Annotated in this window: 25 protein-coding genes; 3 read left to right on the forward strand and 22 right to left on the reverse strand. The window is 56.3% G+C overall.

The features are described from left to right. Positions 1-46: 46 nt before the first annotated feature. From OZX74_RS06655 to OZX74_RS06695, 9 genes are all read right to left on the reverse strand, one after another. Positions 47-1,735 (reverse strand): FHA domain-containing protein, encoded by a 1,689-nt coding sequence (locus tag OZX74_RS06655; protein WP_277156164.1) that lies wholly within the window; start codon positions 1,733-1,735, stop codon positions 47-49. Positions 1,736-1,849: 114 nt separating this feature from the next. Then, positions 1,850-1,999: a hypothetical protein gene (locus OZX74_RS06660; RefSeq protein WP_277156165.1), complete on the reverse strand. Its 150-nt coding sequence runs from the start codon at positions 1,997-1,999 to the stop codon at positions 1,850-1,852. 50 nt (positions 2,000-2,049) lie between these two features. Beyond that, positions 2,050-2,808 (reverse strand): hypothetical protein, encoded by a 759-nt coding sequence (locus OZX74_RS06665; RefSeq protein WP_277156166.1) that lies wholly within the window; start codon positions 2,806-2,808, stop codon positions 2,050-2,052. Positions 2,809-3,256: 448 nt separating this feature from the next. After that, positions 3,257-3,730: a hypothetical protein gene (locus OZX74_RS06670; protein ID WP_277156167.1), complete on the reverse strand. Its 474-nt coding sequence runs from the start codon at positions 3,728-3,730 to the stop codon at positions 3,257-3,259. 2 nt (positions 3,731-3,732) lie between these two features. Further along, positions 3,733-3,996 (reverse strand): hypothetical protein, encoded by a 264-nt coding sequence (locus OZX74_RS06675; protein WP_277156168.1) that lies wholly within the window; start codon positions 3,994-3,996, stop codon positions 3,733-3,735. Next, positions 3,996-4,328 (reverse strand): hypothetical protein, encoded by a 333-nt coding sequence (locus tag OZX74_RS06680; RefSeq protein ID WP_277156169.1) that lies wholly within the window; start codon positions 4,326-4,328, stop codon positions 3,996-3,998. Before OZX74_RS06680 ends, OZX74_RS06675 begins: the two co-directional genes overlap by 1 nt. 89 nt (positions 4,329-4,417) lie before the next feature. After that, complete coding sequence (locus OZX74_RS06685) at positions 4,418-5,299, reverse strand: hypothetical protein (RefSeq protein ID WP_277156170.1); 882 nt, start codon at positions 5,297-5,299, stop codon at positions 4,418-4,420. A 159-nt stretch (positions 5,300-5,458) separates the two neighbouring features. Next, positions 5,459-6,409 (reverse strand): hypothetical protein, encoded by a 951-nt coding sequence (locus OZX74_RS06690; protein ID WP_277156171.1) that lies wholly within the window; start codon positions 6,407-6,409, stop codon positions 5,459-5,461. After that, positions 6,409-6,915: a hypothetical protein gene (locus OZX74_RS06695; protein ID WP_277156172.1), complete on the reverse strand. Its 507-nt coding sequence runs from the start codon at positions 6,913-6,915 to the stop codon at positions 6,409-6,411. Before OZX74_RS06695 ends, OZX74_RS06690 begins: the two co-directional genes overlap by 1 nt. Before the next feature lie 445 nt (positions 6,916-7,360). Between OZX74_RS06695 and OZX74_RS06700 the strand changes: the two genes are divergently transcribed. Next, complete coding sequence (locus OZX74_RS06700; protein WP_277156173.1) at positions 7,361-7,504, forward strand: hypothetical protein; 144 nt, start codon at positions 7,361-7,363, stop codon at positions 7,502-7,504. Between the two features lie 35 nt (positions 7,505-7,539). Here the strand turns inward: OZX74_RS06700 and OZX74_RS06705 are convergent, their stop codons facing one another. Next, complete coding sequence (locus OZX74_RS06705) at positions 7,540-7,701, reverse strand: hypothetical protein (RefSeq protein WP_277156174.1); 162 nt, start codon at positions 7,699-7,701, stop codon at positions 7,540-7,542. 180 nt (positions 7,702-7,881) lie between these two features. Here OZX74_RS06705 and OZX74_RS06710 point away from each other — a divergent pair, with 180 nt between their 5' ends. Then, complete coding sequence (locus tag OZX74_RS06710; protein WP_277156175.1) at positions 7,882-8,010, forward strand: hypothetical protein; 129 nt, start codon at positions 7,882-7,884, stop codon at positions 8,008-8,010. Between the two features lie 258 nt (positions 8,011-8,268). Here OZX74_RS06710 and OZX74_RS06715 read toward each other — a convergent pair whose 3' ends face one another. From OZX74_RS06715 to essC, 10 genes are all read right to left on the reverse strand, one after another. Next, entirely contained in the window at positions 8,269-8,616 is a 348-nt protein-coding gene (locus tag OZX74_RS06715) for a hypothetical protein (RefSeq protein WP_277156176.1), read from the reverse strand. A 15-nt stretch (positions 8,617-8,631) separates the two neighbouring features. After that, the gene (locus OZX74_RS06720; protein ID WP_277156177.1) at positions 8,632-9,129 is read right to left on the reverse strand and encodes a hypothetical protein; all 498 of its coding nucleotides are present in this window, start codon (positions 9,127-9,129) and stop codon (positions 8,632-8,634) included. A gap of 12 nt (positions 9,130-9,141) precedes the next feature. Further along, a complete protein-coding gene (locus tag OZX74_RS06725) occupies positions 9,142-9,435 on the reverse strand; it encodes a hypothetical protein (protein ID WP_277156178.1) in 294 nt (97 codons plus the stop codon). 106 nt (positions 9,436-9,541) lie between these two features. Next, positions 9,542-9,889 carry a DUF4176 domain-containing protein gene (locus OZX74_RS06730; RefSeq protein WP_277156179.1) on the reverse strand — a complete coding sequence of 116 codons (348 nt, stop codon included), beginning with the start codon at positions 9,887-9,889 and terminating at the stop codon, positions 9,542-9,544. Between the two features lie 69 nt (positions 9,890-9,958). Next, positions 9,959-10,441, reverse strand: coding sequence for a hypothetical protein (locus OZX74_RS06735; RefSeq protein WP_277156180.1), 483 nt, complete (start codon positions 10,439-10,441; stop codon positions 9,959-9,961). A 35-nt stretch (positions 10,442-10,476) separates the two neighbouring features. After that, positions 10,477-11,451: a hypothetical protein gene (locus tag OZX74_RS06740; protein ID WP_277156181.1), complete on the reverse strand. Its 975-nt coding sequence runs from the start codon at positions 11,449-11,451 to the stop codon at positions 10,477-10,479. Continuing rightward, positions 11,451-12,233, reverse strand: a complete 783-nt coding sequence (locus tag OZX74_RS06745) for a hypothetical protein (protein ID WP_277156182.1) — start codon at positions 12,231-12,233, stop codon at positions 11,451-11,453. The genes OZX74_RS06740 and OZX74_RS06745 overlap by 1 nt, the downstream gene beginning before the upstream one ends. Positions 12,234-12,239: 6 nt before the next feature. Further along, complete coding sequence (locus OZX74_RS06750) at positions 12,240-13,520, reverse strand: hypothetical protein (RefSeq protein WP_277156183.1); 1,281 nt, start codon at positions 13,518-13,520, stop codon at positions 12,240-12,242. Between the two features lie 8 nt (positions 13,521-13,528). Continuing rightward, on the reverse strand, positions 13,529-13,825 hold the full coding sequence (locus tag OZX74_RS06755) for a WXG100 family type VII secretion target (protein ID WP_277156184.1): 297 nt from the start codon (positions 13,823-13,825) through the stop codon (positions 13,529-13,531). Then, on the reverse strand, positions 13,822-18,108 hold the full coding sequence (gene essC, locus OZX74_RS06760) for a type VII secretion protein EssC (protein ID WP_277156185.1): 4,287 nt from the start codon (positions 18,106-18,108) through the stop codon (positions 13,822-13,824). The genes OZX74_RS06755 and essC overlap by 4 nt, the downstream gene beginning before the upstream one ends. Positions 18,109-18,164: 56 nt before the next feature. Here essC and OZX74_RS06765 point away from each other — a divergent pair, with 56 nt between their 5' ends. Next, a complete protein-coding gene (locus OZX74_RS06765; protein WP_277156186.1) occupies positions 18,165-18,548 on the forward strand; it encodes a hypothetical protein in 384 nt (127 codons plus the stop codon). Between the two features lie 67 nt (positions 18,549-18,615). Here the strand turns inward: OZX74_RS06765 and OZX74_RS06770 are convergent, their stop codons facing one another. After that, positions 18,616-18,909 carry a WXG100 family type VII secretion target gene (locus OZX74_RS06770; RefSeq protein WP_277156187.1) on the reverse strand — a complete coding sequence of 98 codons (294 nt, stop codon included), beginning with the start codon at positions 18,907-18,909 and terminating at the stop codon, positions 18,616-18,618. 149 nt (positions 18,910-19,058) lie between these two features. Beyond that, positions 19,059-22,424 carry an Ig-like domain repeat protein gene (locus OZX74_RS06775; RefSeq protein WP_277156188.1) on the reverse strand — a complete coding sequence of 1,122 codons (3,366 nt, stop codon included), beginning with the start codon at positions 22,422-22,424 and terminating at the stop codon, positions 19,059-19,061. Between the last annotated feature and the right edge of the window lie 40 nt (positions 22,425-22,464).

Raw genomic sequence — 22,464 nt, forward strand, 5'->3', positions numbered from 1 at the left:
GTCAGAGACTGCCGGCACACAGCGAAAATCCTAGCGTTCAACCCGACTATTCGAGATGAAGCGATTCGTCGGCCACACTGAAATGCTCTCCACGCCCGATCTGCGCCTGATCGCCTTGATGAAGGACCCTGCCGCCCACAGTGGTTCCATTCGCCGAACCCAAATCAGAGACAATGAACCTGCCGCCGCCGAGGTCGGTAACGCAAGCATGTACCCGACTTACATTGGTGTTGCCGACAACCCTGGCAGCACAACGTTTAGAACGCCCGATCATCACCGTATTCACCGCCGCGCACAATCTGGAACCATCACGGTCACGTACCACCGCAAAAGATCGGGACGTGGCGGGTTGCGGGGAAAAGCCGGAACCCGCAGGGGCAGCTTGATCATTCATACCGTTCGAACCGACTGCGGCAGACGCTGCCATATGGTTTGTCGCTTGCACCCTACCTGCCGAATCCGCCCCGGCGAGACCAGGGTTTGAAGGCCTCAAAGCCCCGGACAGCGCACGGGTACCGGAATCCAAGGGGGTTTGGGGCTCTGCGGGACGATCGGCCATCATAACATCTGCTTTATTGTTTTCGGCATCGGTCTGATCGTGGGGTTGCGGTGATTGGACCTGCTCGGAAGACGGGCGTATAAGGCTCGGTCGGGTCTCCCCGTCGGCATCGTGGGAGGAATCCGCTTGGACGGAATTCCGATTTGTATGTATGTCGACGCCAATGGCGGTCTGAGCTGGAGAGTGAACCTGAGTCTGAGCCTGAGCTTGTGATGGACCCTGAGTTTGAGCTGGAACCTGAGCCTGGGATGGAGCCTGAGCTGAAGCCCGGGATGAATCTTGAGTTTGAGCTGGAGACTCAGCCTGAGCTGAAGCTTGAGTTTGAGCTTGGGCTGGAAGAGAAAACCCGGCAGATGGAGCCACGGACGCCTGCCTAGGGCCTGCGTAAGACCGCCCAGATGTAGGCTGCAAGACGTCGGGGCCACTTCCGCCGCCAGCCTGCTGCCCATTCGGGTAAGACTGCCGGAAAGGAGTCTGCCGACGAGCATCGTTCTGAGAACCACCGCCGGCCCGGCTCTGTTGAGCATCAGGGGAAAACGGATCGAACACGGCCTCCTGTGAACGCCCCCGAGCCGAGAAATCCTGCGACGCCGAAGACTGCACACCCGCCAGGCCCGAGACTCCACCGAAATTGTTTGCCAGGAACTCGTTGAAATCGAACGCCGAAAACACACGGGAGCGCCGAACAAAATCCATCGTGCGCGCGGTAAGCTCCCGGTCGGCGGGCAGTACAAATTTTACCTTGCCCGGATCAGCAAGAAGCGCCAACAGGGCGAGTACCGACATCTGCTGAACGACGGGAGTCATCGGCAGGCAGCAAAATACCATTCCTTCATTGGCGACATACACGTTTTCCGGCTCGAAACGCAATATCTCCATCGGCAGGTTCGCCTTCGAACACAGATCGCCAAGTCTGCCCAGTGAGTGCAGCAGCGAGACATACTGCGATCGAGAAATGCCCATGCCCAGATATTCCTTGAGCGTGGGCAGACCGGTAATGTCGTAATAGAAAAGATTGCTATGACCTTTCACTTCGTATTTGAACCTGAGCAGAACCGGAGAAGGCCATGTCGCCAGCCATTCAGCACGTTCATAATCCAGATTCTCACCACGAGCGGTACGGATGCTCAGCGTGTGTGCGCCCGTGTGAAGGTCCTTGAGTTTCTTTTCTTTCACGCTATCCCCTTCAACGCATGGGCAATCACCACGCCCGACACGCACCTGATATTGACACAATCGAACACATTATTTGAATACAATCATTCTAATTCATTCACAATAATTTCGATATCATACTGGCGAAAGAATACAGACATCGCCATCCACCGTTTCCTCACCCGCCTGCTCCAGACAATCCACACCTTTGCCAGAACGATACAATACCCACCAACGTTGGCGGGCCACCGGGCTCAGGGCCCCGACCACAGTATTGAAATCCATCAAAGCACCTCCGAAAAGTACAATTGGACCAAAGACAACCGGGATAAGTTTTATAGGTCTACACTCCAAAGGCTGCTAAATTTTTCCCGCACGAAAAAGGCCACAATCTTCTCCGCATCTGGATTATTTTCGGAGCCCAAAGCACAAATACGATTCCACACACATCGCAGGGCCCACGCAGCCTCCGCCATCGCAGATACCGCGTGGCGGTACACGGAATAGCCGTAAGCAGCACCGTCCGGAGCCAGAACCTCATGCCGGCCAGGGATATTACCGTACTCATAATAGCCATCCCCGCCATCCACGTACACCAGACGATACACCGGCAAGCCGTCGCGGCCCGCACCACCGCCGACCAGACACACCGCATGCCGTCTTAACGAACCGGAAGACCACCATCGCGAGTCCACGAGCTCACCAACTACCTCAGGGACCTCCCAAGGTGTCATCCCCTCTCGTTTCAGTTTGTAAAGATCCAAAGGCAACTCCGGCCACACTTGGCGGCAAGCCGCAAGTATCGATGGGTCATGAGTCTCATTGGGATCATCATGCTTCGCCAACACCAGATCGAACAACAGGCGCAGACCATCCAACGTATCCACTTTCAGGAACGAATCATGATAACGACCGCAGTACCTGGCATCGAACCCACCATCGGTGAGATACACACAGAACATATTCTCCACCTGCAACCCCAACGGGCTCAACGACACACCGGCAACACCCCCATCCAGCACATCCATATCCGCCTTCCATCCATACCGTCGCGCCACGGGATCCAATGCCTCAGCCACTTTTTTCGCATTCACTGCGATAACCTTCTGCACGACTGATAAATACTATCGACCTGGTCATGTGCCACCCTAAGACGCGACTGTTTCTCTTCAATATCACGATTCGAACTTTGAGCGGAAGCAATACATGACTGCGCATTCTCCCGTTGCCATTCCAACTGTCTTCTACTCTGACGCATAATTACCTCCTGGAACAATTCCTCATTGGTATCCCGTGTTTAGCTTTATTGCCACATTACTTTGTCACAAACCAAGCAATCAAACGGTTAAACTCGCCGTCACGGGCAATCCCGAAATCACACTTCCCAGCATTTTCAGTAACTCCGGTATCGTTGGCGGTCAGCTTGCCGCCATTTGTGCTTTATCGCGAAGAACTTTGCCTTCCGGCTCCTGTTGTCCGAAGCTTCACACTTCGCGACGCTTTTCACCAAGGAATCGACATCTTTTGCACTTACATTGAAGCTCATGACCCAACCTCCACGAAATCAAGAAAATGCAACACGGAATCGATGCACATCGCACCCACAAACAGCATCACAAAACACACCGCGATATACTCGCTGTCCGAACGCAGCACCACGTCCATCACCGCGACGAGAACCAACAGCACAAGCCCCACACGGCACGACCAGCGAACAACCTCGCGCCAAGCATGCGAACGCACACCCACGAACACCAAAGTCACCGTACCCGCCACTAGACATACCAGAGCCACCACGCCCAACGACGCCAACTCCACCATCTTGAACATAGACGGACCAGCAAGCACCGATACAGTCCCTAAGAAAACAGCCATGCATACATTCAGCACACCCATCGCTATCAGGCAGCCCTTGGCTCGTGACGGTGCCACCGGCACCACATTACGTTTCCGATACACCGAACGCCGACCATCACGACGCCCATCCCCTCGCTCTTCATGATTCTGATTGACCATTTCTATCTCCCTGCGAAGGAAGCGCTTATGGCTTCATCGCCATGCTGCAGCTGCCTTACCGCGGACTTCAAAACCTCGACGTCAGCCGCCAGCAAGGACTCATACTTCTTGCACATGTCGTTAACGTCCTTGGGCTGGCGTTTGAATTCGTTATAGCCATCGGCTGAACTGTCTCCTTCGAATGAAGTGAACTTATCAGGAAGCTTCACCACGACAGCATTCAACGAATTCTCAATATCCACCAAGCCAATCTCAGTAAATCCCATTATCTCACTTCCAAATCATTAATGTTGGCCATCACTGCAGGACTCAACATGCCACCAGCAAGCATTCCCCAACCCAATAAAATCTTCGGAAAATCACCACCAAGCGCCAAAAGAGCCACCCCGGCGGCCAGACATACCACAAATGACACCTTCGCGACCGACAACACATTCTTCTTCGCACCCACACTCATGCGCCAAGCCAGCAACAGGATGCTGACCGCCAACAGCAGCAACATGACCGGCCCAACAGCAAAGCACACGACCTGAGGAAACGTAAGAAGAGAGCTCTCTGGCGATACCAAAATACCCAACAGCCACCATTCCAAAGACATCGACCCCCAGCATCACCACACCGTAAAAGCCCACGTAGAAACGCAGATAGCCCTGATGACGGTGCGCCCATGTACCCTTTTCCGCCGGCTCACAATCCATCCCCGATCGAACGCGTGGCATCGTCAGCTCCCTGCCGTTTGTGTTCCTTGTTGAGGCGTTCGCCCTCGGCCAGCCACTCCAGCTCCGGACGCATCAACGCCAACGCCCGACGCCCGCACCCCGGACACACACGACCCAGACGCGCCAGCCACACCGCACGCCGATACCGCCGCGACCCCGCACGCACACGACGCCGCACCCCGCGACGCACCCGACGCGCACCGCCCAACGCGCCACCCAGCGCCTTCCTCGGCACGAACGCCCCCTCGCCGTTCCAATCCTTGCGAAACGCCCAGTTCACACCCACCGTGTTCCACAACGCCGACTCACGCGACACATCACGCAACCCCATGAACACAAACCGCCGCGTCAGCACCGGACGACGCCGCATGAACGCATACGGCGTACGCACCAGCGACCCGTCCGCCGCCACCTCCTCGGCACCCAACTCGCCCAACGACACCGAAAGCGACACCGACCAGCCATCCGGCACACCACCATCCGGCACCACCGCACCATGCACCGCGAAAAACCGGCCACACATAACCCCACGCGACAAAAACGGCAACGGCGGACACACCAACAACCACAAACCAAACAGCCACAGGCATATCATGATCAACGGGGCGAGGACATCCCCAAGGCCGTTCGGGACCTCTTTCCCGACGGCATAGTCGAAAAGCACATGAAGGGAAATACCTCCATAGGCGATACCCATCACCGATAAAAGCAATCCCAGCGTGCGCATGTACCGGTCGTTCTCCGCATGGTACAGCTCCACGAAATCGTCATAACCCACCCCGAAACAAAACGGGCCAAGCCACGGCCGCTTATCAGCTGCAGCAACGGAACGGCCTTCACTCGCCACCATTTTCGCTCCCCTCGAATAGCTCGTCGGTCTGCAAGCCGATTCACTTCTTGCCACCCTATATGCCAATACTGCTTATGCAACCCATCAACACTCCTGCCAATCGCAATACCGGCCGTGACATCCACTCGGGATGGAAACGCCCGGCCAAGCCCTCAGCCATCACCAATCTCTTTCCACTAGAAACCAAAAACCCGGAACAACCACGACAAACAGCGACACCGTCACCATCCACGGGTCCATGCCCTTCGACGGGCCGTCCAGAAACTCGTCGTCCCCATACAGCCAACGCCGGAAACGATACAACCACAACCGCCAGCCAGCCTCCGGCCGCGGGGACGCCCCAGCGATGCGATCCCGGCACCAGGCCACGAACCCCTCCACATCGGGCACCACCGACCGATCCACCAAAACACAGCAGTCCAAATCCGCAAGTTTCACATCCGCCACAGCCGGAATGATATCAATCGACGCCTTCCCACCAGCCGACGGCGACAACACCACCGCATGCTCCGTCAGCCGCACACAATCCAACTGCGACCAAGAAGCACGCACCACACGACGCCGTCCCGCCGATCCCTCACGAGCATGGGCGCCGCGCACCCAACGCTCCAACACCACACCATCCGCATCGACCGTCAGCCTGCACGGAGTATTCCAACGCGAATCGAACGAGCCATCGCTCCGCTGACCCAGAATCCGCCAGATGTCAGCCGTGCTCGTACTCGGCACCGCAAACCACTCCGACGCGAACGCCGCCAGCTTGTTCGCCACACCCCAACGCGCCAACGGACCACCACAACACAACAAAGCCAACACCGTCAGACCAACAAGAAAATACACCCACCATTCATCATTAGGAAAATACAAGGTCCCATTACTCAGGAAAACCACCAGCAACAGCACAACGACAAACACGGAGCCCGGCACATAGATATGACGCAACCCCCGCCCATAGGCGTTCGACGCCATAGCAAACTCCCACCACATCGGACCAGTCAACGTGAAATCAAACGACCAAGCAGCGGATGCAGACGAACTCGACGCACGGCCGCCCGACCCGACGGCATCTTGCGCGCCAGCCGGCAACCTCACATCGCCAGAACCATCCATCAGCACCCACTCCTTTCGGATAATACGGCATCCCGATCCGTCTGCCGCTTGTGTTGCTGGTTGAGGCGTTCGCCCTCGGCCAGCCACTCCAGCTCCGGACGCATCAACGCCAACGCCTCCGACACCGCCGACGGGTCACGCACCCCACGAGAGGCCAGACGCCTCGCACGCCGGTACCGCCCCGACGCCTCACGCACACGCCCATGCACCCGCCACCACACACGCCACACACCAGGCACACCCGAACACGGCAACGCCACACCCTCACCATCCCACTCAGGACGGAACGCCCAGTTCACCCCCACCATGTTCCACACCGCCGAATCACTGCGCCAATCCGCCACCGGCAGAAACACGAAACGACGCGTCACCACCGGCCACCGCCGCATGAACGCATACGGCGTACGCACCACCGTCCCGTCGGCAGCCACCTCCTCGCCGCCCAACGCGCACAACGACGTCGACACCGACACCGACAGCCCGCGCGGGTCCACACCCCCGGGCACACGCAACCCATGGAACCGGAAGAACGAACGCGCCTCACCCGAACGGAACACAAACAGAAACGGCGGACGCACCAGACACCACACAAAAAAACAACCAATCAAAAAAACACCGGTCACCGGCCAAAACTCATCCTTGCTGACTTCCGCAGAAGAAGGCAGCCCGAAAAACAGCGGAATATAATACGTGAAAACCGCGGCAACCGAAAACCACCCGGCACACACCGTCCCTATGAGCCCGATCTTGCGCATGTAGGCGCCGTTCTCCGCACGGAACAGCTGTTTGAACTCCCGGTAACCCAACACGAAACGGAACGGACCCAACCAATCCTCGCGATCCCCGGCAACACCGGAACGACCTTCACTCGCCACCACTTTTGCTCCCTTCGGACAGCTCGTCGGACTGCAAGCCGACCCGCTTCTTGCCACCCTTATACCAAGACCGCCTATGCACCCAATCAACACCCTTGCCAATCGCAATGACGGCCGTGACACCCACTACTGCACCGACCGGGCACCAATCAACGCGTACAGCTATTCCGGGCCGAAACTTCCGGCCAAACCCTCAGCTATCACCAACTCCTTCCACTAAAAACCACGATCGACCACAACACGGCACAACCCCCGTCACTTGTTCGCCGCCCACGCCGGCGGGCCGTCCAGATACTTACCGTCCGCATACAGCCACGACCACAACCCACGCCACCAACGACGCGGGCCGCGCAACCGGGTCTTCCGAATCGGCAGACCGTACGCCAGACCGCCGCAAGCACCTGTGTCACCTTCCACGCTTTCCGCCTTTCACCCGCTTGTTCCTGGGCCTCCCCACATTTTTTGAGACCCACCAAAGAAGCCTCACGCAGAATACCAATACCGCCAAAAAGCGGAGCGACAAACAACGCAAGGTAGACGCCCACATACCGCTCCCCATGGGCCACAACCGCCACAATCACGCACAGCACCACCATCATGGCGAACACCACCCTGTACCACACACTCAGACGCCTGTACCACACCGTCGTCGGGCAATGGGCGAACACCACCGCAACCACACCAAACACCAGTGAACACAACAACGACGTACACAACGACACATAAGCCGGGACCGAAAAACCATATCGAGATAGAAAGCAAAACATAACATACCAATCATCGAAATTCCATAAATAATCAGTAGCACGCCGGCCCCGAACACTCGGCCCTTGGCCCTTTGCGCAATCAACGCCTCGTCATCGGTACCCTCCCAGACGCTCCGACGCTCCCCGCGTCCCTCATTTTCCTTCATGACTTCCCCTTGGCATGCTGTGGCTCATGCTCGTGTAGCGCAGCCATATGCTGCCCATGAAGCAGCGCCGGTCAGTCGTCGACCACCCACGGCCTCGCCACCATCAGAAACAACAAGGGCACGAAACCGAACAGCCCACCGATGCACATCGCTTTCTCTTCGCCATGAGCCGCGAACACGGCACACAGCACCGACACCACCTGCACCAGCATTACCAAACCCATCCCAAGCAATACGAAAGGCCCAGATACATCAGACCTGCTGAACCAAAGGAACACCACACCCAGACCTGCCGCGAACACGGCACACCCCAGACCGGTATACCCCAGATGACGCAAAGCAAGACGGCAGGGCGTATATCTCGCTGCCCCCTCATAGGCGTTCCTGCCATCCCTGTCCTCGTCAACGAGCCTCGTCATCGCCCGATTCTTTTCTCATTTCGACGAATCCACGGAATCATCCACAATCCACTTTCTGACACTCATCCAGGAAAGCAACGGGAAGACAAGACCGAACAACCCAAACAAGCACATCTCCTTACTTCCGTCAGGAAACACCACAAACATCACCGCCATACACAATGCAGATGCAAACACCGACACAAGCACGGCCGCGAGCGCAGCATTCGCCCTGCCCGAGGAAAGCACATGTGACAGCCGCCAGAACATAACACCTACAGGAATCATGAAAACAGCCTGTACAAGACAAGACACACCAATATAAGGATCAAGCCCTGGATATTCCGCAGGCGTCAGGAACATCGCGCCCATACCCGCGAGGAACACCGCAAACCCAAAACACATGTAAGCAAACTGCCCGGTCCGTTTCCGATACGGCACATACCTGAACTGGCCATGGTACAACGACGAACCTGACGTGTCCTCATCGGCCCAACGCTGCACGCTTTCAGAATCAACACCAATCCTCATCAATCTACGTACCGCCTACACCAGCACGAGCGGGCTGCCATCGACCAGCACGCCACGAGCCACCAACGAACCCACCAGCTCGCCCGGCGGCAACAACTGGCCAGCCGGCGACCCGTCACGACGGGCCAGATCCGCTCCGCCCGCATATGAGAACACACCCGAGGCGCGCGACGCCACCAGACGCGCCGCCAAATCCGCCGCCGCGCCCACACGCAACCCGCACGGCAGACGCAACGAATACACCCGACCATCAGCCGGCAACAACACCTCCACCAACACCTTGCCATTCAACACACCAGACCCAGCCATCCAACACAACCCTTCTCAGACACAAAAGATCGATACACAACGAAACAGAAAACACCGAAGAAAGGCGAGGGGCGTACCAAACAGCACGCCCCCGTCATCGACAGCCTCACTCAGCCGAGTCAGTCCCCTTAGCCGAACCGGCACCACCCGCACCGCCGACGGCTTGTTCCTTCGCCTTGCGATACTCGGGTTCATTCTTCTTCAGGAACTGGAGATAGTCCAACCCCTCGGTAGACTGGTAGCCGATGAAATACACACCATCGATACCGTCCTTGTCGAACATCACATCCTGATCGGGCTTCATATTCCCTTCCGGGAAGGGATAACCCATATAATCCCATAACAGGCCTGTCTCCTGATCTACTTGCATTGTCCCTGCAATCATCAACAGACGGTTCGCATCCTTGACATGCACCACCGAACCAATCGGCAACCACTCATCAGTCGTAAACATATCAATATCTCCTTTAACATATTCAATTTAATTATTTTTATTATTTATAAACAATAACGTTTCCAAAAATCAGGTTAATTCTGCTGCATCAAGATCATGCTGTGCCTGATTTTCGGAAACCGAAAAATTGTAGCTCGTCACAGACTCTTCAGAAGCCCTCTGCTGAGCAGCGGAAAGCTGCGACTGCAATGAGGCTATATCCCTATTCAGACGGTCAATGATAGCATCACAATTGCCACGCACATTCGCCAATAAAGCAGAGTTACCGGAGTTAAGGTCCTTGACTCCAAAATCCGACGCGCTTTCATTCAACCCCGCTCCTACAGATGAAGCGACTCTTGACAAAGCATTAGTCAAGTCAGTATCTGCACTGTCAAGCCTGTCCACAAAACGGGACAGATAATCGTTGACAGCGGCGATTTTGGCATTCGCCACATTTATACTGTCGGACAACTGCCCAGCGAGACGGTTGGCGTCATCAGCTGCACGGGAGTGGGCGGCCGCCTGCTGTCGATAATAGTCGCGTTCCGTTTGAAGACTTCTTCTATTCATTGTTACCCTTCTTTCGTTAGTGCCGTGTTAAGTTCTCAGTAGTTCCCCGCAACGCCAAGAAGCCGCTCAAGCACACTGCCTGAAGCAACTAACTCGAACACGCCACGCGTCCGCCCGCCGTCACCCGGCTCCCAGACCGACTTGCCCGGATCGGAAGCGGGAACGGTCTGCCTGCCGAACATCGCGCCCATCGCCGGAATAATCTGAGTGACCGTCCTCGGCTCGGGCCCCACACGCATGTCACGTAGCTGCGAAGTTTCAGCTAGACGGGTGCAGCGGTAATCATGCGAAACCATCCAGCCCAAGCGCAGATGCCCCTTAGACAGAGTCCCTCGCCCTGCGGCCATCTGAACCAGTCTGTCGCCATTCGCACGGCCGGATGCCAGAGCACTGGCATCGGATGATTTCCCGTGCATCATACCGGCGCAGCGGTCAAAATCCTTTTGTGAGTCGCATTCGATACGCATCGGCTCCAGGGAATACTGCCATACCGAGCCAAGACGGGTCAATCGCATGAACGATTCCTCCCAACTTCCCGGACCTCCGAGATCGAGCAGGACGACACCGGGACCATCTGCAGCGAACGCATTGCACAGCAAGGTCGCCGAGCCCGTACCAAAGTATGCGCAAAACGTGCGCAAATCCTCGGCATCACGCGGATTCGTCTTCAAACGGCGATCAGGATCGTTGTCCGAAGGAATCACTCCATCCATCAAATCAAACCGACTAGAGCGTACCGGATCGAGCAAATACCCCAACGCGCTACACGGCACGCAATCGGCATCCACCAGGCCCAACGGTTGCAGGGCAGCGACCATATCCCGACGCATACCGGCAAGCACACGCTCATCGACTGAGCACCCCATCGACAAGCACGAAGGAGGCACCGCGAACCGGCCATAATCCGGCCCTCCCAGCAACAAATACAACTGCTGCCAAGTGAACACCACACCACCCACAGACTCCGGCGTCCAGCGAGGAGACGGCCCATAGATTGTATTCTCATTCATTATTGGACCGCTCCTTTCACCGTCTCCTGCAACCTGGCATTCTTGCTATGAGAACCTTCAATCCGGCCGCGACATTCTGCTACGAAAGCGTCCACATCAGGCACCGCGTCCAACCCGACCAACACCGAACAGCCAATACCGCCGGCACTTACATAAGACCAATAGGGGCCGCTAAAACTCACTTTCCCTCGGCCGAACGCCTTAGGACGCAAAACCACACACGAACGGGTTACCGACACCTTGTCAAACGCGGACCACGGCACATCCTCGACCACCATCCGGCCAGCAGGCATACGCATCAGACGAACACCACCATCCAGAAGCACAAAACGACACCTCGTCGATGCACCACTCTGCCTCAACATAGAAATCGCCGGAAGCCCTACACCACCGTAATCAAACCAGTCAAACAAGTCCACTTCCCGCTGCACACGAGCATCCACAGTAGTTGATTGCCGCAAGCGCGGAAAAATAAGAAGAGCAAGAAAATAAACGCACACCACCGCGAAGAAAATAAACGCAACCTTAAGCCAAAAACCCAGAGTCGAGTGAGCAAAAAGGGCAAAAACACAGAACGGAACAAAAAATAGGAGACAAAAAACTATCACGACAATATCCACTATACCTTTCCCGTAGGCCTCGAAAGCGAAATCCGAAAACATCGACGGGGTAAGGATGAAATCAAACTTGCGATAAAAATTCGACGGCTGCGGCTCATAAACGACCCTAGCATCAGGCTCTAGCCCCAGCCGCTCGCTCTCTTTAACATCTTCCAGAATCATAAACCCTCAATTCTTCCAGCCAAACATTTGTGAGAACTTGTCAGAGATCTTTCCGCCCAAATAGGCACCAGCAACACCGCAAGCCACAGCAGCAACCGGAGCAAAAGGAGCAAGAGGAGTAGCAGCCACCAGCGCAAAACCAATTGCTTCTCCTGCAGATTGCCCAACAGCACTTCCAGCAATGTTCATCGCCGTACTGGCAGTCCCTTTGGCAACTGCAGTACCGACTGCTTTACGACGTGCCTGCTCGCTGCCTGGCGTATGCTCATAAGCCTGATAACCGCTGTTCGCAATATCAGCTACGCTGAAAACGGCACTCAACCAGCCAACCGCCTTGCCTACGGCATGGAAGCCACCGGACACACTTTTAAGACGATCAGCCGCAGTGATGTCAGCGGCATGCCGACCAGGGCCCTTTATCGCACTTCCGATATCAGCCAAATCATCACCAAACTCAGTGTAATAAAAGTGGAGAGAACCTCCTTTCGCATGCTTGGCCACTTTCTGACCTGCATGAATCCAGAAATCACTACCAAAGAATTCCTTGAATCCGTCCTTCAAACTGTTTCCAAGAGTGCCATCCGCAATCTCTTCGAGTATCTTGTCCGGATCCCGGATAGCAGTGGTCAAATCGCCACCACCATTCAAAACTTTGCTCGCTAAATCAAGCAAATCAGCCATACCATCAGGCTTTTTGTTGAATTTGGCCGAATATGTCCCCTCAAAGTCAGATACAGCAGACTGATACGCCATCCAAGAACTTGATACGTGATCATTCTGAGTCTTTTGAGAATTCAGATTCCTCTTAAGCTGTTCAAGATTTTGGGATATACGGCCCCTCTCACCGCCACCATTATCGAGGCAGCCTAACCAAGCACAGGCTTGATCAACCAAACTCAGGCAATTTTGGAAAGCCGTATCCGCATCAATACAATCGGACACGACAGTCGAATCCTGATATTCCAGCACATTTTTGGAATAATTTCCAGGAGCTTTAGCGGCGTCCATGAGCTGTTCACGTTTCTTTTCCACATTATCGCTCAATTCACCATGGGCCTTATCCATATCTTTCTGAACCTCGTCAACGGAAGAAAGAAACGAATCAGCGGTCGCCTCTAATGAACTGAAAGCATCGCTTGAAGCAGAAATATATTCTCCTCCACCGGCAGAAACAAAATCATCGTTAGCTTGGGAAACCGTGGACAAAGTCTCAGCTGAATCATTGGAAAAACTTTTAAGCTGGCCAGCCGCTTTTTGCACATCTTCAATATTAACTTTGAACATCATTCGCCCACTTATTCCTCAAAATTCTTGGACTGTTTTTCATCGGTTGACTGCAACGTTTTCGCAGCATTATCGAGTTCATCGGCATAGTTACTTATACCTGCGACCAGCAAAACCCAGCTCGTCGACAGATTCTCACAAGCGGTTGTTGCTGCACTACCCGATTCTCCCTGCCATGAGCCGAGATCCGATTTGCAATCTGTAATATCATCATTAAAACCAGCAAGAGTTTTTGCTGCAGACTGAATAGTCGAGACAGAGCTTTCAGCTGTTTGAGGATCGAGTTTAATCTCATTGCTTTCACTCACGATGATTTCCTTTCTTCATGTTTTTCATTGTTCAAAGGATCTGATAGAGGACGAACTTTGGTAGATTCTCCCCGAGAGGCAAAAACGCCGTCCCTCTTGGTAAGCGTCGCACTGGCTGAAAGAGTCATCGAATAGGCATTTAAAAGAGACTGCTCCCTGAAACCAGCCCCCAGCCACAGACCGTCACTGTATGCCGTCATAGTTTTGAACCACGAATCATAGATACCTTTGGTCCTCCACGCCTCAGTACCCACCACGAAACCGGTGCGCTTCCTAGCCTCGTCCGAGGAGACGAGACGCGTGAACAAAGCCCCGGTGTCCGGCGAAAGACCGGAAACTAGCGTCATCACCGAAGGCACCAGCACCAGGTCGAAACCGCCCTGCTCGACGGCATGTAGGGCTTCAAGCACCCCGGCATCCTTCGAACGCACGTCGCCGCAACCATCAGGAACGATCCCATCGATATCCAGCGTCACAGCACGCACTCCCGAGTCGGAAAGCGAACGGGTCAGAGCGCGGAAATAAGAGCCAATCCGGTCCGCGTCGTTGCTGCCCACCAGCATCACCGGCGTACGCTGCGCATCGAAGCACACCGGCTCGATGCTTTCGACCGAAATGCCCACAGGCACGCACGAACGTCCCAAGGAAAGGTTGGCAAACGCTTCCGACGTCACGACCTTCGGCAGCACCGGAATCGCCGGTGCCGGCTGCCCCGTCCACTGCTTCGCATCCCAATCGGCGAAGCCACGAATCACATCGCCTTCTCCGGACGGGTCCTCGCACAGAGACGCCCCCTGGAACTCGTAGACCTTCTTGCCAGAGGCGACAAGCCCGCGGCGCAGGGCATGCGGCGGCACCATCTTGCGAGCCCCGCTGCCCAGCACCGTGCCGTAATCGTTCTCGTCGTTGAACGCGGTAACCACGTTCGCCCCCATGTTCGCCCGCAGACGCATACGCAACCCGTTCGCTGTAGGGGCCGTGACGACGAAACGCACCCCGTAACGAACGCAATCGCGCGTCATCGAGTTCAAGCGATCTTCCATGTCTTGGAACGCCTCATAGAATGCCGGTACACCCACCAAGAGCACCAACAGCTCCGGTTCCACGGCTCCGGCCTCAGCATGGCTGTTGTACCCGCCAATGGAACCGCCATACGGGGCGAACAGATCACGGCGACGCTCAATCTCACGCTCCAAGAGACGGAACAGGCTCTCCACCCGCTCCACGTCGCCGGAAAGCACCACACCACCGCAATGTGGATCGTGCGCGAACGCCGAAAACACGCCCGCACCGAAATCAAGCACGTAGAAACGCAGATGAGCGGGATCCATCCGGCCAGCAAGCTCAGTGAGCATCGCAGCCAGCCACCCCTCGGGGTCGGTGGACGCATCCCCATAGACACACAGGTTGCCGTCGCGTCCGATATCCATCGTCATCAACGCCTGCCGCTGCTGCTCCGGATCATCAAACTCGCCGCCGACCAGCACCAGATCAGAATCTCCTGGCCAGTCATTTGCATATTTCTCGCGCAGCCCGTCCAAGGTGACACGCGCAGGCAACGGGTCCAGCCACAACGCATCCGCCGACAGGCCCGACGCCGCCGCGACATCGCATATCTGCGCCAGCACCGCGTTCAACTCCGAGACCTTCGATTCCGAAGACCCACCCGACGCCGGACGAAGCCTCGCCAACGGCTCGCCGGCCAAGCCGACCAGCTCCACCGACATGTCGCGCTTCGGCTCGTACACGTCACGCTCCACATATGAACCGCCCGCATACGCCGCCTGCCCGCCCACGAACAGCTCGTCATAGCCGACCAACAGATAGAACTCGCCGGGACGGTCGAGTTCCGCCGCGTCCGGACGACGGATCATCTCACGGCTGTCCGCCGCATCCGCCACCTTCAACGACACACGGAAACGCGCGTTGCTTGCGATCTGGTCGGAGACCACACCCGTCGGCTTCTGCGTCGCCAACACCAAGTGCAGCCCCAGCGAACGCCCAATACGCGCAGCCGAAACCAGCTCGTCCATGAAATCCGGCTCCTGCTGCTTCAGCTCAGCAAACTCGTCCGCCACCACAAACAGATGCGGGCATGGCTCCTTCAATACTCCCTGGCGCCAGTACGAGATGTATTTGCCGATATCCATCGTCGCTTCGCCCGTGATATCGCAGGCCTTGTTGAACAACGCCTGACGACGTTTCAGCTCGCTCTGGATCGACACCATGCTTCGCGTCACCGCGGCACCGTCGAGATTGGTGATCGTACCGGCAAGGTGAGGCAGACGATACCGGTCGTTGTCGAACGCCCCGGCCAGGCCGCCGCCCTTATAATCAATGAGCACGAACGCGGCCTCGTCCGGCGAGAAATTCACGCACATCGAAAGGATCCATGTGATGATGAATTCCGATTTGCCTGAACCGGTGGTTCCTGCAATCAGGCCGTGTGGGCCATGGGCATCCTCATGCAGGTCGAGGTCAACCAGTTCGCCTTTGGCCCCCACACCCACCGGAGCCGCCAGAGAACGGGACGAATCATGCTTCTTCCAGCGATCGGCGACGTTGAGTTGCAGGACGCTGCCGGCCTTGAACATCTCCATAAAGCCCAACGACTCCGGCATCGCCCCCTCGATCTCCGATGCACCCAGATGCGCTCGTGAAAGCGCCAAGACGAACCCTTGCGCCCGACTTTCGGACAAAAGAATATCGGGACGGAAAACGCGTTCCGTACCCCCGACGTCGCTACGGTCAAACATTCTCGAGACTCCGGCGAGCACACCCGGAGTGCCCAAAGCGTAATCGCCACGCGCCAATTGGGCATCGTCGGGATTGGCGAGTTCAACGACCTGAGAGCATTCCCTCGGCAAATCCTTGAGCTCGTCGGCCAAGAATATGACACAAAAACCTTTATTCTCCCCGACTTGGGAAAGCTTCGCGACACTCAGCGAGCCTGAGGTCAAATCCTTGTTGGCGCAAAGCACCACATAGAAGGGCATGCTCGTGCGCGCGTTGGCTTCACGATTGTCCTCCCGGTCCGCCAGAACCTTGCCCAGCATCGAGTCCAATGCCAGCAATTCGGTGGAATCCCCGGCGAGATATCGCACTTTCCCGTCGCCGCTGCGCGCGTGCGGAGCGTCTTTGAGGAACCCCCATTCCCTTTCCTCCTGAGGATTAACAATGGCTGCTATCTTCACCTCGTTGTAGCTGTAGAACCCACATACCTGAGCCAAAAGCCCCCTGACAAAATCCCAGGTAACAGAACGCGCGCCCACCACACCCAACGTCTTGGTCGCTGCCAGATCCACGGCCATGGGGGCTTCCATCATCGTCGGCTTATCCGCAAGCGCCTCCGCCTGGTCAAGCAGAGCATCGTCATCCATCGTGAATCCGCGGTGCGGGGCTTCGATTTTGGCCTGAACATGTTGCTGGCCCATACCAACCCGCAGCTGCAAGAAGTCATCATGCGTCGCATTGCGGTCCATCAGATGCGGCGAAAGGTCATAGGCACGTTGCAGCACCTGCGCCAGCGGTGGCCGGTTCTCGTTCAAGATCGCGATCTGCCGGTCGCGTTCCTGCAAGAGTTTGGCGGTTATCGAATTGAGATAATCGGTATATTTGCTTTGCCGACGGCGCTCTTCCCGGGCTTCCGCCTTTTTGGTATACCGTTTGCTGATCATCGGCCATATTACGGTTCCCCCAATCATGGCCACCGCCATCGCAACGGAAGGCAACGCGGTCATGATGTTGCCGCCGTGCGAAATGTTGGATATCGCGGAAATGGCCATGAACACCGAACCGATGCCCATCAGGAAGGACGGCCCCAACTGCATCAACGCCGATTGGTCCTTCTGCTTCGGGGATTGCGGCGGCTCGTCGACATGGAAGGCCTTGACATGCACGGTGTGCATCAGCCTGGGAGCGGGATAAAAAGGTTCCGGTTCGTCGACGTCATCATTCGGTTCGGGAGAGGAGGCCGCGATATTCTGGTGCGAGACTTCACGCCAACTCTGCGAAGCCCTGAGAAACATGCCTTGGGGAGCGTTGACCGAGATAAAACGCAGACCGACGGTGAACACCAACTCCATGACCTGCACCAAATCACCTGGGTTCAGATGCATTGCCTGGCCTGCAGCCAATCTCATGCCGTTGACGAAAGTCCCGTTGACGCTCCCGTTGTCAACGATGGAAAACCCATCATCCCTATAGCGCAACGTGGCATGATGCTCCGAAACGAAAGGGATCGCATAGACAAGCGCATTGTCCTGCCCTCGCCCGATGGGCATATCGGAAGGTTGCGCGAATGCAACCTTGCGGAATTTTTGTCACCTTCGGATATCGGGTGAATGAAAAGCAACGCGACAGTGTCGTGGACTACCTGCCGCAACGTGACCACACAGCCTTGTGGGTTATGCATCACATCATAATGTTCGACCACCTTGCCGTCATCGCCGAACAAGCGACAGCCGGAATCGGCGGTCAACGTCATCCCGTTTTTATCGGAGCGCACCGTTGCGCTGGGAGTATTGAAGCTATGCTGGCTGAAGCCTATATGGCAGACACCGAACGAACCGCTTTCGACGGCAAAATTTTCAAGCTGCCGGGCATCGATCAACGTTACTGCATACGCATTGCTTGGCATAGCTGCCTCCTGGGGAAAACCACGAAAGATTGGTTTGACTGTCCACATTTTGCCGTTATTAACGGCGAATGCAAACTAATATGAACACACCGTATAATCCGGTGAGAGAGCAGCCTTTTACAGCCGTTCCCTCACCGGATACCACAACATGTCAGCCACGGAACTGAGAAGCGATGTTCTGATCCGTCTCTTCCAGGGACTGCGCAGTGTTACGCAGGCTGGTGGCGATATCGGTAATCAATTGCTGGGCTTGGGTGAAACTCGGACGAAGTTCGGCGAAGCGCGAAGCATACGCCTGGCTCGAGGCACCTTCCCATTCTTCCTGCAGCTCATTGAGCAAAGTATCCATTCTGCTGATCACATCGCCGACATTGCCGGCCTGCTGGTCATACTCACCAGCGCGGCTACGCATCTGTTCCGGCGTAATTCGAATCTGTCCTGCCATTTTAATTTCCTTTCCTTGTCTCCCCGGTTGGCCCGGAAGAGCTTGCGCCGGATTTCGACGCAAAATCTTTGATGGTTATCCTTCCCGGCCGCCATCACCCCAATGGCCAATGAAGGCAGGGTGAGGCAGCCGACGAAGGATGATGAGGCCTACCTGGAGTGACTGAAGACGTTCCTTCGGTAGGCGACGGACTTGCGACGGCGTACCGCTACGACAACGCCAATAACGCCAAGCGCCACCACGATGATGCCGCCGAAGACCAGTGGCAGCAGAAGCCCGCGAGCCATCATGTAGGCCCACCAGCTCGTGGCCACCACGATGCCGGAATAGACGGTCGTTGTGCTATTGCCTGCCATATCGGTGGATACGACCTCCACGACGTGCTCGTGCTGGTCGGCATCGAGGCGCTGGCTCATCGGGGAGAGCGTACTCTTGCCCTTCCACTGCCCCACGGTTCGCCCGTCGACCTTGAGTTTGACCGATTTGAGCGCCACATCGTCCTTGGCATCGACCACAAGGTTGCGCGAAGGCGCATAGACCACGGCGTTGCTCTTGAGCTCGTCCACCGAAGCCGTCGGCTTGTCGTGGTCCACCGCAAAGTTGATCTGGGCGTCACCGTTACGTGCCTCGTTCTTCTTGTTCATCGTGTTCTGCGAAAGGTTGCCCGCAGCATCGACTGAAGACAGACGCAGCCGGTAATAGCCGTCGTCATTGAAGAGGGTGGCCGGGAAATCGTAGGTGTCCTCCTGCCAGCCGCTGGTCTGATCGCTGACCAGATGGTAGTCCTGTGCCGCCGAAATCGATCTGACGTTCTGGTTGTGGACCAGTTCCGTATGCGACTTGTCGAAGCTCAGGCCGCTGACGTTGATTTCGGTGACGTGCACCTCCTGCGGAACCTTGATGTAGCGACCGAGAATGTTCTGCGTGGCCCCGTCGAGGATGTAGTTGGAACCGAAGCGATTCAAGCTGAACACGACTTTCTGCTCGCTCTCGTTGCCGGCCTTGTCCTTGACCTTCGCGTCGAGCGTGTAGACGTCGTCGTTGTCGACGGTGTGCTCCACATCCGGCAGGGCGACGGACTTTGACGTGCTGCTGTCCTGTTCCTGGCTTTCAAGGAAGACGTCGTTGTCGTTCGACTGTCCGCGCTTTGCGCTCTGGTCTTTCTTGCTTGGGTCGGGGTTCCTGGTGCGCGTCAGCGTGTAGTCGGCGAACATCGGGTCGAAGTTGGTGTCGCTGAAATCGATCTGCGGCGTCACCTTGCCCGCATAGGCGGTCTTGTCGGCGACCTGGCTGATCGCCAATTTTGGCTTGGTCATATCGATGACGAACTCAGGCTCTTCGACGGCCTCGGCGGTGTTGCCCGCCAGGTCGGTGGCCGTTACCTTGATCGAGTAATGCAGCTCGCCCGTGAACGGCACCGAAGTGGTGCGTTCGTAATCCTTGTTTGCTTCGGACCAGGGGGCCGCCGCCGGAGGGGTTACTGCAACCCCGTTGGCATCCTTCGCGCTTACGGTCACCGCGGTATCAGCAGGGCTGAAGTTGCGCTCCGTCTGTTTGATGCTTGCGGTACGCACAGCCTTGTAGTAGTTGCCGTTCTCGGCGTCGTTGTTGTCGAATTTCATCTCGAGTATCGGCTTTTGCGTGTCGATGGTGAATTCGTCATGGAACGGGGCGGCGACATGGCCGGCCGGATCGGTCAGCGAGACATCGAAGGCCCAGTCTGCATCATGGTCGCAAGGCACCTGCGCCACCCACGTCGAACCGTCCTTGCTCGGGTTGGCGAACTTGTCGGCATCAACCGTCATCTTCGAGCCGTCGGCCTTGGTGACGACGATATCGCGGTATTTGTCGTTGGCCTTGATGAAGTCGAAGTTCGATTCGTTGATGGTCACCGTCGCCGTGCGATTGGCTTTGTAATACTTACCGTTGCGTACGTCATTGTTGTCGTAGACAACACCGATCGTCGGGGTCTTGGTATCGATCGCGATACCCGTGGTGCCCTTCGGCAGGTTGGAAAGCAGTTTGGGTTTGTCCTTGTCCGCGACATAGCCGGAAGGCATCACCGTGTCACCCAAATCCAGCGAGCTGACGTTGCCTGCCCTGTCGCTGATGTGCAGGGTCGAGCCCTTGAGCGTCAACCGTTCGGAATCGTCGCCGAAACTCACCGACACATCTGTGGTATCACCGGCACTACCGCTCGTCTTCTGATAGGCAGGATGTTCCACGCCTGCCTGTTGGAAATTGCCGTTGAACGCGAACTGCGACTCGCCCGAGCAATTCGGGTCATTGACGTTGCACACCCCGGAAACCTCGTCCTTCGTCGTAGCCTTGAAGCTTTCCGGTCCGGGACCGGCAGCAAACACCCATCCCCATTGGGCCGGGCCGGTCTGGCTGAACCTGAGGTCCTTGAACTCCGGATCGGTGTAGTCAATGCCGAACGTCTGGTGTGCACTGGCCTGAGGATCCGAATCGGTCGCCAGTGTGCCGCCGACCGAACGATAGTTGAGCCCGAGAGCATACCTGCCCTCTACAGACCAGCCTGTATGGCTCCCCTTCTGGGCAGTTGGCATGGTGACCTCGGCGGTCCAAGTATCCGAATCCGCCTTCGAACGCTTGAAATCCCCGGTCGTCAGTTTGACGAACGAATCGTTGTCTTTGGCGTCACCGGCGATGTCGTGTGTGAACAAGTCGAGATCCCGCACATTCGCTGGATTATCAGGGTCACCGGGTTTGTTGAGGCTCTTGAGCTGCTGTACCACATCGAACCATTTGTCGGTTACCGACAGTGTCGCCGAAACCGAGCCCCGGTGCCATTGCAAGTGCGAAGTCGGCTCCACGTTGCCGGCACCCCGTGATTGGTCCTTGACATCATAGATCTTCATCGATTGCGTCGGCTGATTGTTCGGACCGACGAACGCAATCATATCGTACTTGGGTTTTTCGACCCCGTCGCCGCCCTTGTCAAGATTGATCTTGGAATGGTTTCCGGCCCCATCGCAGACCTGCACCTGCATATCCTTGACCAGGTAGACTCCATCCTGATTAAATTGGCTATCGGCCTTACCATCCGAACCAAACTCGACATCGATTGTGCCGTCTGCTCCAGCGACTGCACTCACAGAGGTCGTCTTCCCGGGCTTCGCTTCAGAAGAACCGGAAAGGGCATTCGCGGCGTCATCATAATTGTCATAACGCACAGCCGTGAACTTGAATTTACTTTGGTCGGCGCCCGAGACGGACAAATCGGCATTGGCTGCAATCGAACTTGCGTCACTTGGCAGATCCTGCTCGGAAAGGTTATAGGAAATCTGCGTGGGATGATTTGTGTCAGCCGTCGGATACGTCACTATGACCTTCGAGCCTTTCGTCGTCGTGAACGAATTGCGCCCAAGCCAACCCGAGTCCAGCTCCGTTTCTTTCAACGTCACCTTGGGAGCGGTGTAGTCGATACCAAACTTCACATGCGTATCGGTCTGATAGATTTTCGATCCGGCATTATCATTGACCGAACTCAAGCTCCCTGCTATCGGCTTATAAGAGAAATTCAATTCATAA

Source organism: Bifidobacterium sp. ESL0798, assembly GCF_029395415.1.
Lineage (GTDB): Bacteria > Actinomycetota > Actinomycetes > Actinomycetales > Bifidobacteriaceae > Bifidobacterium.